At 29.1% G+C, this 14,459-nt stretch carries 11 protein-coding genes; 7 read left to right on the top strand and 4 right to left on the bottom strand.

Features of this window, described 5'->3' with window-relative positions; genetic code table 11:
- The first annotated feature begins 1 nt into the window (after window position 1).
- Genes GCL60_RS05605 through ilvD form a run of 3 tightly spaced genes read left to right on the top strand, consistent with a single transcriptional unit; the run spans window position 2 to window position 3,036 of the window.
- Entirely contained in the window at window positions 2-295 is a 294-nt protein-coding gene (locus tag GCL60_RS05605; RefSeq protein WP_153419076.1) for an ACT domain-containing protein, read from the top strand.
- Window positions 283-1,320, top strand: a complete 1,038-nt coding sequence (ilvC, locus tag GCL60_RS05600; protein WP_153419074.1) for a ketol-acid reductoisomerase — start codon at window positions 283-285, stop codon at window positions 1,318-1,320. The genes GCL60_RS05605 and ilvC overlap by 13 nt, the downstream gene beginning before the upstream one ends.
- Before the next feature lie 36 nt (window positions 1,321-1,356).
- Window positions 1,357-3,036: a dihydroxy-acid dehydratase gene (gene ilvD, locus GCL60_RS05595; protein WP_153419073.1), complete on the top strand. Its 1,680-nt coding sequence runs from the start codon at window positions 1,357-1,359 to the stop codon at window positions 3,034-3,036.
- 1 nt (window position 3,037) lies between these two features.
- On the opposite strand, the gene GCL60_RS05590 is transcribed toward ilvD, so the two are convergent.
- The 3 genes from GCL60_RS05590 to GCL60_RS05580 form a co-directional block, all read right to left on the bottom strand.
- Complete coding sequence (locus GCL60_RS05590) at window positions 3,038-3,382, bottom strand: hypothetical protein (protein ID WP_161998095.1); 345 nt, start codon at window positions 3,380-3,382, stop codon at window positions 3,038-3,040.
- A complete protein-coding gene (locus tag GCL60_RS05585; protein ID WP_153419069.1) occupies window positions 3,372-5,405 on the bottom strand; it encodes a PAS domain S-box protein in 2,034 nt (677 codons plus the stop codon). The genes GCL60_RS05590 and GCL60_RS05585 overlap by 11 nt, the downstream gene beginning before the upstream one ends.
- Before the next feature lie 113 nt (window positions 5,406-5,518).
- A complete protein-coding gene (locus GCL60_RS05580) occupies window positions 5,519-5,911 on the bottom strand; it encodes a response regulator (protein WP_202613999.1) in 393 nt (130 codons plus the stop codon).
- Between the two features lie 201 nt (window positions 5,912-6,112).
- Here GCL60_RS05580 and GCL60_RS05575 point away from each other — a divergent pair, with 201 nt between their 5' ends.
- A complete protein-coding gene (locus tag GCL60_RS05575; RefSeq protein WP_153419067.1) occupies window positions 6,113-7,693 on the top strand; it encodes a methyl-accepting chemotaxis protein in 1,581 nt (526 codons plus the stop codon).
- 12 nt (window positions 7,694-7,705) lie between these two features.
- Here GCL60_RS05575 and GCL60_RS05570 read toward each other — a convergent pair whose 3' ends face one another.
- Window positions 7,706-8,347 carry a globin domain-containing protein gene (locus GCL60_RS05570; protein WP_153419065.1) on the bottom strand — a complete coding sequence of 214 codons (642 nt, stop codon included), beginning with the start codon at window positions 8,345-8,347 and terminating at the stop codon, window positions 7,706-7,708.
- Window positions 8,348-8,542: 195 nt separating this feature from the next.
- Between GCL60_RS05570 and GCL60_RS05565 the strand changes: the two genes are divergently transcribed.
- From GCL60_RS05565 to GCL60_RS05555, 3 genes are read left to right on the top strand one after another with little or no spacing between them, the layout of a single operon-like run.
- Window positions 8,543-11,083 (top strand): chemotaxis protein CheW, encoded by a 2,541-nt coding sequence (locus GCL60_RS05565; RefSeq protein WP_153419063.1) that lies wholly within the window; start codon window positions 8,543-8,545, stop codon window positions 11,081-11,083.
- A gap of 13 nt (window positions 11,084-11,096) precedes the next feature.
- On the top strand, window positions 11,097-13,952 hold the full coding sequence (locus GCL60_RS05560) for a hybrid sensor histidine kinase/response regulator (protein WP_153419061.1): 2,856 nt from the start codon (window positions 11,097-11,099) through the stop codon (window positions 13,950-13,952).
- Window positions 13,945-14,433: a chemotaxis protein CheW gene (locus GCL60_RS05555; protein WP_161998094.1), complete on the top strand. Its 489-nt coding sequence runs from the start codon at window positions 13,945-13,947 to the stop codon at window positions 14,431-14,433. The genes GCL60_RS05560 and GCL60_RS05555 overlap by 8 nt, the downstream gene beginning before the upstream one ends.
- Window positions 14,434-14,459: the final 26 nt, after the last annotated feature.

Genomic DNA, 14,459 nt, shown 5'->3' with positions numbered 1-14,459 from the left:
TATGAGGTCTGTATATGAAATATCTTTGATAACAGAAAATACATTAGAAATTTTTCAAAGAGTTGCTATTGTTTTTTCGAGAAATCGAGTCATGATCCAAAAAATGAATTTTCAAACCTATAATAAGTCTCAAAACTCAAATATTAAAATTGAGATTTTTTCAGACGAAATTAAAGTAAATCGAATATTAAAACAATTGCAAAAAATTATTGAATTATTAGATATTCAAGTTGTAAACCCAAATCATTTTCAAAATATAGCTCATAATAAGGAAGTTTATTTATGTCAAAATTAAAATTTGCGTATACTGAAGAAACAGTTGTTACAAGAGAAGAGTTTCCTTTGCAAAAAGCAAAAGAAGTATTAAAAGATGAAGTGATAGCAGTTATTGGGTATGGCGTTCAAGGCCCAGCACAAGCGCTAAATTTAAAAGATAATGGATTTCATGTTATTGTTGGACAAAGAAAAAACTCACCTTCATGGGATAAAGCTGTTGAAGATGGATGGGAACCAAATAAAAATCTTTTTTCAATAGAAGAAGCTTGTCAAAAAGGAACTTTTATTTGTTACCTTTTATCTGATGCGGCACAAATGCAAATGTGGCCAACGGTTAGAGAGTTTCTCACACCAGGAAAAACCCTTTGTTTTTCTCATGGTTTTTCTGTTACTTATTCAGATAAAACGGGTGTTGTACCTCCACCTCATGTTGATGTTGTTTTAGTTGCACCAAAAGGTTCAGGAAGAAGTGTACGAAAATTATTTGAACAAGGAAAAGGAATTAATTCCAGCTACGCAATTGAACAGGACTATACAAAAAAAGCAGAAGAAAAAACTCTTGCTTTTGGAATTGGTGTTGGTTCAGGTTACTTATTTCAAACAAATTTTAAACATGAAGTTTACAGTGATTTATTTGGTGAACGCGGCGTATTAATGGGTGCGCTTGCAGGAATTATTTCTGCTCAATACGAGGTTCTAAGAGAAAATGGACATTCTCCAAGTGAAGCATTTAACGAAACAGTCGAAGAACTTACTCAAAGTTTAGTTCCTTTAATTTCTGAAAACGGAATGGACTGGATGTTTAAAAATTGTTCAACGACAGCACAACGAGGTGCTTTAGATTGGATGCCAAAATTTAAAAAAGCAACTCTGCCCGTTTTTCATTCTTTATATAAAAGTGTTTCCACTGGTGAAGAGGCAAGAATTGTCATTTCATCGAATAGCAGAGAAGATTATAGAGAAAAATTAGAAGCTGAACTTCAAAAATTACATAATGAAGAAATTTGGCAAGTTGGACAAACAGTTCGAAAACTTCGTCCTTAAATTTTAAATAAAAAATATTTTATGATGGAAAAAGAAATGAGCATGAAACTAAATAAATATAGCTCCCGAATCACAGAACCAGCTTCTCAAGGTGCATCTCAAGCAATGCTTTACGGAACCGGTTTAACAGAAAATGATTTAAGTAAACCGCAAATTGGGATTGTAAGCATGTGGTATGAAGGTAACACATGTAACATGCATTTATTAGATTTATCTGAAAAAGTGAAAGAAGGAGTGACTGAGTCGGGTTTAGTAGGCATGCGTTTTAATACCATAGGGGTCAGTGATGGGATATCTATGGGAACAGATGGAATGAGTTTTTCTTTGCAATCAAGAGACCTTATTGCGGATTCCATTGAAACTGTTGTTTCCGCTCAATGGTATGATGGGTGTATTGCTATTCCAGGATGTGATAAAAATATGCCCGGATGTTTAATTGCTTTAGGGAGATTAAATCGTCCTGGATTGATTGTTTATGGAGGAACAATTAATCCAGGAGTCATTGAAAATAAAAAAATTGATATTGTTTCTGCCTTTCAATGTTACGGCGAATTTCTTGCTGGAAAAATAAATGATCAAGAAAGAAAATCAATATTAAAAAAAGCCTGTCCAGGAGCAGGCGCATGTGGCGGAATGTATACTGCAAATACAATGGCAAGTGCCATTGAAGCTTTAGGAATGAGTTTGCCTTATAGTTCTTCTACGCCCGCTAAAGATCAATTAAAGTTACAAGAATGTTTTCAAAGTGGATTCGCTATGCGTAATTTACTTGAAAAAGATATAAAGCCAAAAGATATTATGACCAGAAAAGCATTTGAAAATGCCATGGTGTTAATTACAGTTTTGGGTGGATCCACGAATGCTGTGTTACATTTAATTGCTGTTGCAAGATCGGTTGATGTTCCTTTAAGCCTTGATGACTTTCAAATGATCAGCAATAAGGTACCATTACTTGCCGATTTTAAACCTAGTGGGAAATACACAATGGCTGATCTCCAAGAATATGGAGGCATTCCTGCGGTAATGAAAATGTTATTAGAAAATGGTTTATTACATGGTGATTGTATAACTGTTACAGGTGAAACTGTAGCAGAAAATTTAAAAAAAGTACCCTCACTTCATCCTGAACAAAAAATTATTCATCCTTTATCTTCTCCTATTAAAAAAACAGGGCATTTACAAATTTTAAAGGGGAACTTAGCACCAGAAGGATCAGTAGCAAAAGTAACAGGAAAAGAGGGGCTATTTTTTCGAGGACCCGCTAGAACATTTAACTCTGAAGAAGAAATGCTAAAGGCTTTAGAGAATCATAAAATTTTTAAAGGTGACGTTGTTGTTATTAGATATGAAGGACCTAAAGGTGGTCCTGGAATGCCAGAAATGTTAAGTCCAACTTCAGCACTAATGGGAGCAGGTTTTGGAAATGATGTTGCTTTAATTACAGATGGAAGATTTTCTGGCGGCTCTCACGGATTTATTATTGGACATATTTCACCAGAAGCACAAGAAGGTGGTCCTATTGCGTTGGTTTATGACAATGACTTTATTTCAATTGATGTTGAAAAAAATCAAATTCATCTCGAAGTTTCGGATGAAGAACTAAATAATAGAAAAACAAATTGGAAAATGCCTAATTATAAAGCTACAAAAGGTACTTTATTTAAGTATATAAAAAATGTTTCTTCTGCAAGTTTAGGCTGCGTAACAGATATTTAATTTATTCAACACTGGTATTAAATTTTTTCATAAAGTTTAATATTTCTTCATTTATATATGGCTTTCCAAAAATAGCGATATAGTTCATTTCAAACTTAAAATTTACATCTGCTGTTATGATTGCTTTTGGAATATTTGGGTCTAGTTCTTTTGAAATGATATCAGCAGTGAAATGGGGAAGTTTATTATCTAAGAAAAAAAGATCGGGTTTATTTACTTTACTTGTTTCAATTAAATCATTTGGGTTATTAAAAGTAGAAATAATAAAGTCTTTACTCGAAAATGTTTCTTTAAAAATATCAAGAATATCTGTTTCATCATCAAGAAAATATATTTTAATTGCCATGCGCATCCTCATTATTTAATGGAAAAAAAATTTCAAAACAGGTATTTTTAAAATTATGATTTAAATGAATAGAAGCTTTGTGTTGTTCCAGTATCCCCTTGACAATTGCTAATCCGAGGCCTGTTCCTTCACCAATTGCTTTTGTAGTAAAAAAAGGTTGAAAAATTTTCTCTTCACTTTCTTTTGAAATGCCATTGCCTGAATCAATAATTTGTAAAATGGCTTGTCCCTTATTTTTAAATAGATTTATTTTGACCCACTTTTCTTCTAAATTTTGAATGGCGTCTATTGCATTATTTAAAAGATTTACAATGACTTGTTCGATTTCAATCAAATTGCAAAAAATAAAGATATTTGGAGCTATATCTAATTTTAATTGAACAAAAGATTGTTTTGCTTTTTCTTCGATCATGATTAAAACTTCATTTAAAATTTCAGAAAATAATTCGAGGCGATATTCATTTTGGTAGTTTGATCTTGAAAACTTACGAAGCCCTCTGATAATTTTAATTATTCGTTCTGATGCTTTTTCCATAGATTTTAATTTTTCACTAAATTTAATTGGATTATCTTTTAATATCTCCAACATTTTAATATTCCCATCAATAATTGTTAAGGGATTATTTATTTCATGAACAATTCCTGCAGCCATTTCTCCTAATGAAGCTAGTCTTGAATTGTGATTCACTTTTTCTTTTTCCAAAAGCAAGCTTTTTTCAAGTTCTATTTTTTCAGTAATATCATATAAAATAGTTGTAATAGAAACAATTTGATAATCTGTATTTATAACAGGAAACATATATATATCGTAAACGCAAATGTTTCCTTTATAATTTGGTATTTGTCTTTTAAAGTTTAAAAGAGATCTTGTATTTAATATTGTTAAGTCATTGTTTCGAAAGCCCTCTGCTACTTCTTTTGGAAAAATATCAAAATCAGACTTTTGAGTAATATCTCCTTGAGGAATATTGAAATCAAATTTAAATTTTTTATTTATGAAATTATATTTTCCTTCTTTATTCTTTGAACTAACGGCACCAGGCAAATAATCTAGCGTTAATTTTAATAGACTTTGACTTTCAAATAAAGCTTTTTGGATTTTTTCCATTTCTATTTGAGATTCTTTAATATTAGTTACATCTTCAACTGTTGAAATAAAAATATAATCTTTTAGGTTATTATCAAAAAAAGTTTCCGTATAAATTTTTACCCATATAATTTTACCAGTTTTAGTGAGATATCTTTTTTCTATAAAATTATTAGTACTCATTTTATCAATAAATTTATTTGCAGCATCTTTTGTTTTTTCTTTGTCATCGGGATGTGTAACTTCAAAAATATTTTTTTTCTTGAGCTCGTCTTCAGAGTATTCAAGTAAATTACAAAATTTAGGATTAGCAGAAATAAATTCATAATTTGAATTTAACTGAGTCATGCCTATAGGTGCATTTTCAAAGATAATTCGATAAGATGTTTGAATTTTGTTATTTTGGTTTTCGAGGATTTTGATATCAGTTATATCTGTAACAATTACGTAGAAACCTTCAATTTTATTATTATTAAAATCAGGAATATAATTAGCCACAGTATATTTAGATTGCCCGTTTGGAGTTATAATTTCTCTTTCAAATGATTGAGCAGAACCTTCTAAAACTTTTTGAATAAAAGGAAGATTTTTCAAGTAAAGATCTTTACCCAAAACTTCTTCCATGTGATGGCCTATAATGTTTGAGGGCGATTTGCCAAAGTAGTTAGAATAGGATTGATTACAAATTATGTTTATCTGATTATAGTCCCAATAGCCAATCATGGATGGAATATTATCAAAAATTCTTTTCCATAATTCAGTTGAATTAAAAGATTCATTATATTTTGAATGATATTCTTCATTATTTTTTACATCAATAAGCATGCTTTTAATATTATTTTTAATATTTTCTGAATCGCTTTGATTTGTTATTTTATCAAATTCAAGAAGGATTTGATTTATTTTTTCTTTAAAAGAGTAATTTTTAAAATTCATTAAAAAACTCCTAAAATAAATCAAAATCTTTTTTCTTTTTTCTCATATTTACAGTATATGATATTAGATAAAACAAATTGAATTCAAGGGTATTAAAATTTTAAATTTATTAACTAACCCACTAATCTTTTCACTGCTTCAATTAGAACTTCAGGTTTAAATGGTTTTGTGATCCAACCACTTGCCCCCGCTTTTTTAGCTTCTGCTACAATTTCGGCAGCGCCTTCGGTTGTTAACATAAGGATTGGTGGGTGTGGTAAATCATTACTGGTATTGATTGCTGTTACCATTTCAATACCACCCATATTAGGCATATTGATATCACTAATGATCACTTTTACATCTTTATTTGCTTTTAATTTTTCTATACCATCAACACCATCTTCGGCTTCAATGACTTCAAATCCACCTTTAGTCAGGGTGAAATTTACTTGTTGGCGAATCGTTTTTGCATCATCAACAATTAATATCTTGTTAGCCATTTTATTCTCCGTACAATCGTTCATAAGAAATTTGATATCATTTAATTATACTCGGAAAAGTTTATTTTCATCAATAGACAAAATTCACACATCATCTATGTTCTGGGAAATATCTTTGTATGCTAATCTATTGAGTGGGTAAAAATTTACATTTTTATTGATTTATTAAGTTTTTAGATTTTCTCAAACTTTTATTAGTTACTTAAATCTATAAGAGGTAGCTCTATGAATGATGCAAACCAAACGATGTTAAATACAACTCCAAATTTAAATTTATCGACTATCAATCCTCTTAAAGCTGATGACTATATTGGGATGGCTGAAAACTCACCTATCAATATTTTGTATTGTGATCTTAATTTTACTATAATTTATGTTAATCCAACTAGTTTGCAAACTCTTTTAAAAATTGAAAAATATTTGCCAATCCGAGTTTCTGCAATTCTTGGATCGTCTATTGATATTTTTCATAAAGTACCAGCGCATCAAAGAAGAATTTTAGCAAATGACAAAAACCTTCCTCATAGAGCGATTATATCTGTTGGACCTGAAAAATTAGATCTTCTTGTCTCTGCTATTTATGATTCAAATAAAAATTATATTGGGGCCATGGTCACCTGGGAAATTGTTACTGAAAAATTAAAGACAGCTACAAATTTAGCACGTATTAATTCTATGATGGAAAATATTCCTATAAATGTATTGTTTAGCGATTTAGATTTTAACATTACTTATGCAAACGCAACAAGTTTAAAAACTCTAGAAAGACTTGAAAAGTATTTACCTATAAAAATTAATGAAATTGTTGGAGCTAATATAGATATTTTTCATAAAAACCCAGCCCATCAAAGGCGAATGGTTTCAAATGATAAAAACTTACCTCATAGAGCAATTATAAATGTAGGACCCGAAAAACTTAGTTTATTAGCTTCTGCAGTCTATGACTTTGATAGAAAATTTATTGGAGTCATGGTTACATGGGAGATTATTACAGATCGTGTAACCTTAACTGAAAATATTGGGGAAGCATCAAGGCAGCTGGCTGCTGCCTCTGAAGAATTAAATGCAACATCAAAACAAATGAGTTTAAATGCGGACAAAACAACATCTGTTGCAAATTCAACAGCAGCTGCTTCGGAAGAAGTTTCTCATGGAGTAAGATCGGTTGCTACAAATACAGAAGAAATGACGGCAGCTATTAAAGAAATTGCAAGAAATGCGGCAGAAGCGTCTGCAAATAGTTCATTGGCACTTAAGCAAGCTCAAAATACAAATTCTATTATTATTAAGTTAGGTGAAAGTAGTAAAGAAATTGGAAATGTAATAAAAGTAATTAGCTCTATAGCACAACAAACAAATTTATTAGCATTAAATGCAACGATTGAAGCTGCTAGAGCGGGCGATGCCGGCAGAGGTTTTGCTGTGGTTGCAAATGAAGTAAAAGAACTTGCAAAACAGACGGCAAAAGCGACTGAAGATATCACCAATAAAATTACAGGAATTCAAAACGATTCAAAAAGCTCAATTGAAGCTGTTACATTAATTAGTCAATCTATTGAAAAATTAAATAGTATTGCTACTGCCATTGCGGCTTCTGTAGAAGAGCAAGCGGCAACAACAAATGAAGTTTCCAGAATTGTTCAGCAATCTGCTGAAGGTGTATCTAGTATCTCGCAAAATATAAAGGTGGTATCTGAGGCCGCTTCGCAGACTTCAAACGGATCTTCGCAAGTTTTAATTTCTGCTAAATCATTAAGTGAATTAGCAATAAAATTAGATGAATTAGTTAAAAATATTAAAGTTTAATATAATAAAATGTTATACATGTGTTGCCATGGTAATGAGTTCTTCTGGGGTCATTCTGGCAATTTCATTTAATTCTTCTTTCAAATATTTTTCAACTTCTACCTTAATTTGTTTTAAAACCAATGCTTTGACTGCTGACTTTATTCCACTTTTAAATTCTTCTGTTAAATAAGGCATTTCAATTTTTACATTAGAAGAATTTAATTCTTGTTGAGTTTGTGTTGAGATGTTTTCAGATTCAATCATAATCCCTGCAGCTCCTTGTTTCATTATTTGAGAAATAAATTGAAAAACCTTTACCCATTCTTGATTTAGTTCATTTGACCATGAGCGCCCTAAAAACTGAGAAAACGTTTTTAAAAAAGATTGACTTATCCAATCATAATGGAAGTCTTCTATTCCAAATTTACTAACTTTATTTTCGAGTTCTATTAAAAATTTTGTTAATATCTTTGGTTTATCTAAGTTATCAATTATTGTAATCATGGTATTCATTAATGTATTTTTTTGTTTTGTGAGATCGTAGGGAGATAATAAATTAACAGATACTGGAAAATCATGGAATAAATTTTCATAAAAACGATGAATAATTTGATCCAATATAGGTTTTGTAAGATCAAAACATTCTCGAATTAAAATTAAATTCATTTTCATATTTAGTTCCTTTATATAAATTCATTTAAATATAATTATTGTATTTTAAAATTGAAATAGGAAAATTTGAACAAATGTCATTTAAACAAAATACTATAGTACAAAATTTCTATATAAATTAGGAAAATATTGCCTATATTATATTGTATTTAATATGGATTATAATTTAATAATTAAAATTTAAAAGAGTTGAAAATGGAAAATGTAGACTTAAAAATATTATGGATAGAAGATGAACCTGATTTTTTAGAAATTGCTAAAAACATAATTATAAAAACAGGATATATTCCTTTAGTTGCTCAATCTCCAGAAGAAGGAATAAAATTATTTAAAGAAGAAATAAATAATATTGTTTTAGTATTATGTGATTATATGATGCCAATTATGAATGGTTTTGAGGTAAGAAAAGCTACCTTACCTTTTGGGGAATCCGTCCCTTTTGGAATCGTATCAGCCTATGTAACAAAACAAATGGCACTAGATGCATTGGGCTTAAAAATTTGTGGTTTTTTTGATAAGCCTTTTCATATTGAAAACATGATTGAAATTATTAAAAAAGAATCAGAAAATAGAGCATCTTTTTTAAAGGAAAGCAAAATATTAGAAGGTATTTTTATAGAAGAGGCAACTTCTATCTTAGATGATATTGAGCCTGCTTTATTATCATTAGAAAATGATCGCACAAATTTAGAAATTTTAAAAACAATATCAAGAGGGGCTCATACCTTAAAAGGCTCGAGTGGTTGTTTAACAAATAATATAATAACAAAATATGTTCACAAGTATGAAGATCTTGTTTCTGCATTGCAAAAAAATACATTAAATTTGACAGATGATATATATGATATTTTATTTAAAGGTTTCGACAGAATTAAAGAGTTGATAAATAGTATTTCAAACAAAAAGTTAAATACATATAATATTGATTTACTTTTACCAGAAGTAACTATTGATTTAAATAAAAATAAAGTTGACAAACAAGAAAACAATAATAAAGAAAATAATAAAAATAATGATCATCAAGTTCAAAAATTAAAGGATAATATAGCTGTACCTATTTATATGTTAGATGAACTTTCTGGTTTTTCTGGTGAAATAACCGTAATTCGTAATATGGTTAATAAAATTATTCGAACACTAGAACAAAAATATAATGATAATAAAGATATTCAAAATCTAGGTGAATTATTTGACGAAATGAATAAAATAAATAGTACCATTCAAAATAGAATTACGGATTTATGTAAAGTTCCTTTATCAAGTGTTTTTAAACCAATTCCAAGAATAATAAGAGATCTTTCCAAAGAATTAGGAAAAAATATTTTTCTTAAAATAGAAGGTGAAAATTTACGAGTTGCGAATAGTTTAGTTGTTGTATGTAGTAATAGTTTAATACATTTAGTTAGAAATAGTGCTGATCACGGAATAGAATTGCCAGAGGATAGAATTAAATTATCAAAACCAGAAATGGGAACAATACATATTAATTGTATTGAAGATAATAATGACGTTGTTATTTCGATAAAAGACGATGGAAAAGGACTAGACTTAGAAAAAATTAGACAAAAAGCGATTGAAAAAGAATTATATACAGATAAACAATTATCACTTATGTCAGAACAACAAACTTATGAAATTATTTTTGCTTCAGGATTTAGCACAGCAGCTAAATTAACCGATGTCTCGGGGCGAGGAGTTGGAATGGATATGGTGAAATCTTCGGTTGAAGCTGTTGGTGGAAAAATTGAAATTAATTCAAAATTAGGAGAAGGAACTACTTTTAAGTTAAAGTTACCAAAACCAAAATCAGTTTTAATTATTAACTCTCTTTTAGTACAATGTTTGGATCGTTGTTTTGCTGTTCCACAAGACTCAATTGTCAGTGTTCTTTCCTTAGAAAAAGAAAAATATAGTCAAATGGTAAAAAGTTTATCTTTTGGTGAAGTTTTACAGTATGGAAATCATCTTTATCCGCTACTTGAATTAAAAAAAGTTTTAAAATTAGCTAATACTTCATTAAATGAAGAAAAAAATGTATTTGATATATTAATTTTACAAACGGATCACTTTACATATGCATTGCAAGTAGATGGTATTTTGGATTCAGAAGAAATTGTTTTAAAAAGATTAAACCCATGTTTTAATTATAAAGGAATTTATTCTGGCGCTACATTTATGGGAGATGGATCAATTGGATTAATTTTAGACGTAAAAAATATTGCGTTGGCATCGGGAATAAAATTAGAAAATATAAAAGCTGAAATGAGTAAGATTAAATCAAATCAAAATTTAGTAAAAGAAAATAATAGTTTAATAAATTATTTATTATTTAAAATAGAATCAAAGTCAACATATGGCATTCCTTTAAAAAATGTTTTTCGTTTAGAGGAAATTGATAAATCTAAAATACAATATTCAGGAGCAAATAAGGTTATTACATACCGTGATGGAATCATGCCTATTTATTCAATGGAAAATATACTAAATTTGTCAAAAAAATCAGATCTAATTGATGATTCAAAAGATCAATTATCTGTCATTGTTTTAGAAAATATTGAAGGATACATGGGTTTTGAAGTTCCAAAAATAATAGATATTGTATTAGGTGATAATGAAATAAAAAAAGAAGTTCGGGATAGAGTTGGCGTTTTAGGAAATGCCTTTATTCAGGATCATACTGTAACAATTTTAGATATGCCTTCTGTTTTAATGAAAACTAATAATTTAAATAATTAAAAAGGTCTATGGAATGAGTGTACAAAGTGAATCTGCTTTTACTGAATATATAGAAGAATGCCAAGAAATGTTAGATAGAATAGCATTAAATATTGAAGAAACAGAAAAAAAAGGATTTCATAAAGAAACTGTTGCTTCTATTTATAGAGACATACATACCATTAAAGGGTCTGCTCAATTATTTGGGTTTTCCAAAATGGGAAATATAGCTCATATTATGGAAAGTTGTCTTGATCCTTTAAGAAAAGAAAAAATAAAATTATCTCAAAAATTATTAGACAGTATCTATATTGGAATTGATTTTATCATAATCTCATTAGAAAATGTTAAAAAAACTAAAAAAGAGACTATAAAAGATGAGCGATTAAATAATTTATTTAAAAAATTTATATCATCTGTTCAAGAGATTTTCACAAATGCCAACGATCTAACTAAAGATAAAGCATTTATTTCCGAAGAACTTTTGATACCAGAAAATATTAAAAATTTAATGAAGGAAACAAAAATTGTGACCTCTGAGATAAGTAAGGAAAATCCAGGGTTTGGTGTTTTTGATGAAGTAGCAACACCTTCTATATCTGAATCGACTTCTATTCCAACTAAAACAGCCGAAGTAACAAAAGTCCCCCTAGTTTCAAGCAAAAACATAGAAAATGAAAATAAAAAAACAGAAGATTTACCTAATAATCAAGAAGTAAAAAAATCGTCAACCGACGAACAATTTAATGAAACTATAAGAGTTCAAGTTGGTTTATTAAATAGTCTAATGAATTTAGTTGGGGAGCTCGTCTTAATTCGTAACCAGTTGTTAGAGCATGCCAAATCAAATGATGAAGATCCTGAGTTTTTGAAAATGAGTCAGCGATTAAATATCCTTACTGCTGAATTACAAAATGAAGTTATGAAGACAAGAATGCAGCCAATTGGCAATATATTGACTGTATATTCTAGAGTTGTTCGAGATTTATCCCGTGAGCTTGGAAAAAAAATAGAATTGCAGCTTATAGGCATTGAAACTGAATTAGATAAAACTGTTATAGAAGCGGTCAAAGATCCTTTGATGCATATTGTTCGAAATGCAATTGATCATGGGATTGAAAATTCAGAGGATCGAAAAAAAGCAGGTAAAAAAGAAACCGCATTAATTCAAATTAAAGCATATAATGAAAATGGCCAAGTTATTATTGAAATTATTGATGATGGTAGGGGATTAGATCTAAAAAGAATTTCAGAAAAAGCAGTAGAAAAGGGAATACTAAGTTCTGAACAAGTCGCAAAAATGTCCGAAAAAGAAATTCAATTATTAATATTTTCTCCAGGTTTTTCAACAGCAGCATCTATTTCAAATATTTCAGGAAGAGGTGTTGGAATGGATGTTGTGAAAACGAATGTTGAAAAAATTGGAGGTGTTGTCGATTTAATAAGTACATATGGAATTGGAACTACAATTATTATTAAAATACCACTAAGCTTAGCAATTCTTCCTGCATTAATTGTGAAATCACATTCTCAACGTTTTGCTATTCCACAAACAAAATTAGTGGAATTATTAAGAATTGATGGTACAGAAAACACTTCAGAAAAAATTGAGCCTTTACAAGGTAACATGGTGTTTCGCTTAAGAGGTAAGCTTATTCCAATTATTTCATTATCTGAAGTATTGTTTAATAAAAAAATAAATATATCTTTTATTAATGAGAATGTAACAAATGTTGTTATTTTAAATGCAGATAATTTTATGTTTGGACTTATTGTCGATGAAATTGATGATTCCGCAGATATTGTAGTAAAACCACTGTCCCAATTTTTAAAATATTTAAAAGTATTTTCTGGTGCCTCCATAATGGGAGATGGTTCTGTTGCTTTAACGATAGATGTTTTAGGATTAGCAGAAAAAGCTCATTTAGCGATTGAATCCATTGATGTTTCGAAACAAACGGTAATTAAAAGTAAAATTTCAAATTATTACCATTTAGATATATGTGAATATTTGTTAATTGATGTAGGGTCTCCAAGTTCTTACGGAATTCCTTTGTCAATTGTAAATAGAATTGAAGAGTTTGATAATACAAGTTTTGAATACTCTGGAGAGCAAAAAGTAATTCGTTATCGAGATTCATTATTGCCTATTTTTTCCTTACCCGATTTTTTAAAATTGACCTTTGATTCTTCTGTTTCTTTAAATACAAATAAGACTCCTATTATAGTTATTAAACGTGGTGAATTATATTATGGAATAGAAGTACTAGCGGTTTATGATATTATCGAGATCTCTACTAAAATAAATCAAACAGTAAAAGATAGAGTCGGAATTTTAGGAACTGTCTCTATAAATGATAAAATTATAGTGATTGCAGATATATTTGGTATGATTGAAAATTTAAAAGAAAAATTAACAGTCGGGCATTCAAGCTCAAATCATGAAATAAAACAAATAGAAAAAATAAAAGATGTTAAAAATTTAAGGTCAAATCATCGCATTTTATTTGCTGAGGATAGTTCCTTTTTTAGAAATTACATTAAAACGGTTTTAGAAGATTCAGGCTATAGTGTAGAAACAGCATATGATGGTTCAAATGCACTCGAAATTTTAGAATCTTCTCCAAATAAACATTTTTCATTTATATTATCCGACATTGAAATGCCAACAATGGATGGATTGGAGTTTGCTAGACGAGTTAAAGAAAAAGACCATTTAAATCATATTCCTATGTTCGCAATAACAACAAAATATAGTCAAATTGATATTGAGGAAGGTAAAAAAGCGGGATTTTTAAAATATCTTGAAAAATTAAATGCTGAAACATTAATTTCAGAAATTGATTCCACAATATTTAACTCTAAAAATGAGGATTCCAAAAATGCATGAAGTATCAACAATAAATACTTCAAATACAAAATTAAGTTCAACTCATAAAGAAACAAAACAATTTTCAACATTTTATTTAGAAAATCGGTTGTATGGAATTGAAGTTGGGCGAGTTCAAGAAGTCGTTCGAGCAATGACAATGACATCAATTCCTTTGGCTCCTGAATATGTAAGGGGACTTATTAATTTACGCGGGCAAGTCGCAACAGCAATTGGTTTAAGACAGTTATTTAGGTTTTTAGATTCTATGCCTGAAGAATTTATAAATATTGTTTGTAAAGTGGAAGGAATGTTAATTTCTTTTCAAGTTGATGAAATTGGTGATGTTATAGAAGTTTCTGAAGACGATTTTGAGCAAACTCCTCAAACCATTTCTGATGATATTCGTAGTTTTATGCTTGGTGTTTATAAAATTCCAAATTCTCTTTTAAGTGTAATTAATGTTGATAATATTATTAAATATTTAAATGCTAAAGAATAATTTATTTAGTATTAGATTGGATTTAA

Source organism: Silvanigrella paludirubra (assembly GCF_009208775.1).
GTDB lineage: Bacteria > Bdellovibrionota_B > Oligoflexia > Silvanigrellales > Silvanigrellaceae > Silvanigrella > Silvanigrella paludirubra.
This window is presented reverse-complemented; position numbering and strand designations above follow the sequence as displayed.

Excerpts from the sequence above, each read along its gene's own strand:
- GCL60_RS05585 (WP_153419069.1), bottom strand. The coding sequence starts at position 5,405 with ATGAATTTTAAAAATTACTCTTTTAAAGAAAAAATAAATCAAATCCTT.
- GCL60_RS05570 (WP_153419065.1), bottom strand. The coding sequence starts at position 8,347 with ATGAAAATGAATTTAATTTTAATTCGAGAATGTTTTGATCTTACAAAA.
- GCL60_RS05555 (WP_161998094.1), top strand. The coding sequence starts at position 13,945 with ATGCATGAAGTATCAACAATAAATACTTCAAATACAAAATTAAGTTCA.
- ilvD (WP_153419073.1), top strand. The coding sequence starts at position 1,357 with ATGAGCATGAAACTAAATAAATATAGCTCCCGAATCACAGAACCAGCT.
- GCL60_RS05565 (WP_153419063.1), top strand. The coding sequence starts at position 8,543 with ATGGAAAATGTAGACTTAAAAATATTATGGATAGAAGATGAACCTGAT.
- GCL60_RS05590 (WP_161998095.1), bottom strand. The coding sequence starts at position 3,382 with ATGGCAATTAAAATATATTTTCTTGATGATGAAACAGATATTCTTGAT.
- GCL60_RS05605 (WP_153419076.1), top strand. The coding sequence starts at position 2 with ATGAGGTCTGTATATGAAATATCTTTGATAACAGAAAATACATTAGAA.
- GCL60_RS05580 (WP_202613999.1), bottom strand. The coding sequence starts at position 5,911 with ATGAACGATTGTACGGAGAATAAAATGGCTAACAAGATATTAATTGTT.
- GCL60_RS05560 (WP_153419061.1), top strand. The coding sequence starts at position 11,097 with ATGAGTGTACAAAGTGAATCTGCTTTTACTGAATATATAGAAGAATGC.
- GCL60_RS05575 (WP_153419067.1), top strand. The coding sequence starts at position 6,113 with ATGAATGATGCAAACCAAACGATGTTAAATACAACTCCAAATTTAAAT.
- ilvC (WP_153419074.1), top strand. The coding sequence starts at position 283 with ATGTCAAAATTAAAATTTGCGTATACTGAAGAAACAGTTGTTACAAGA.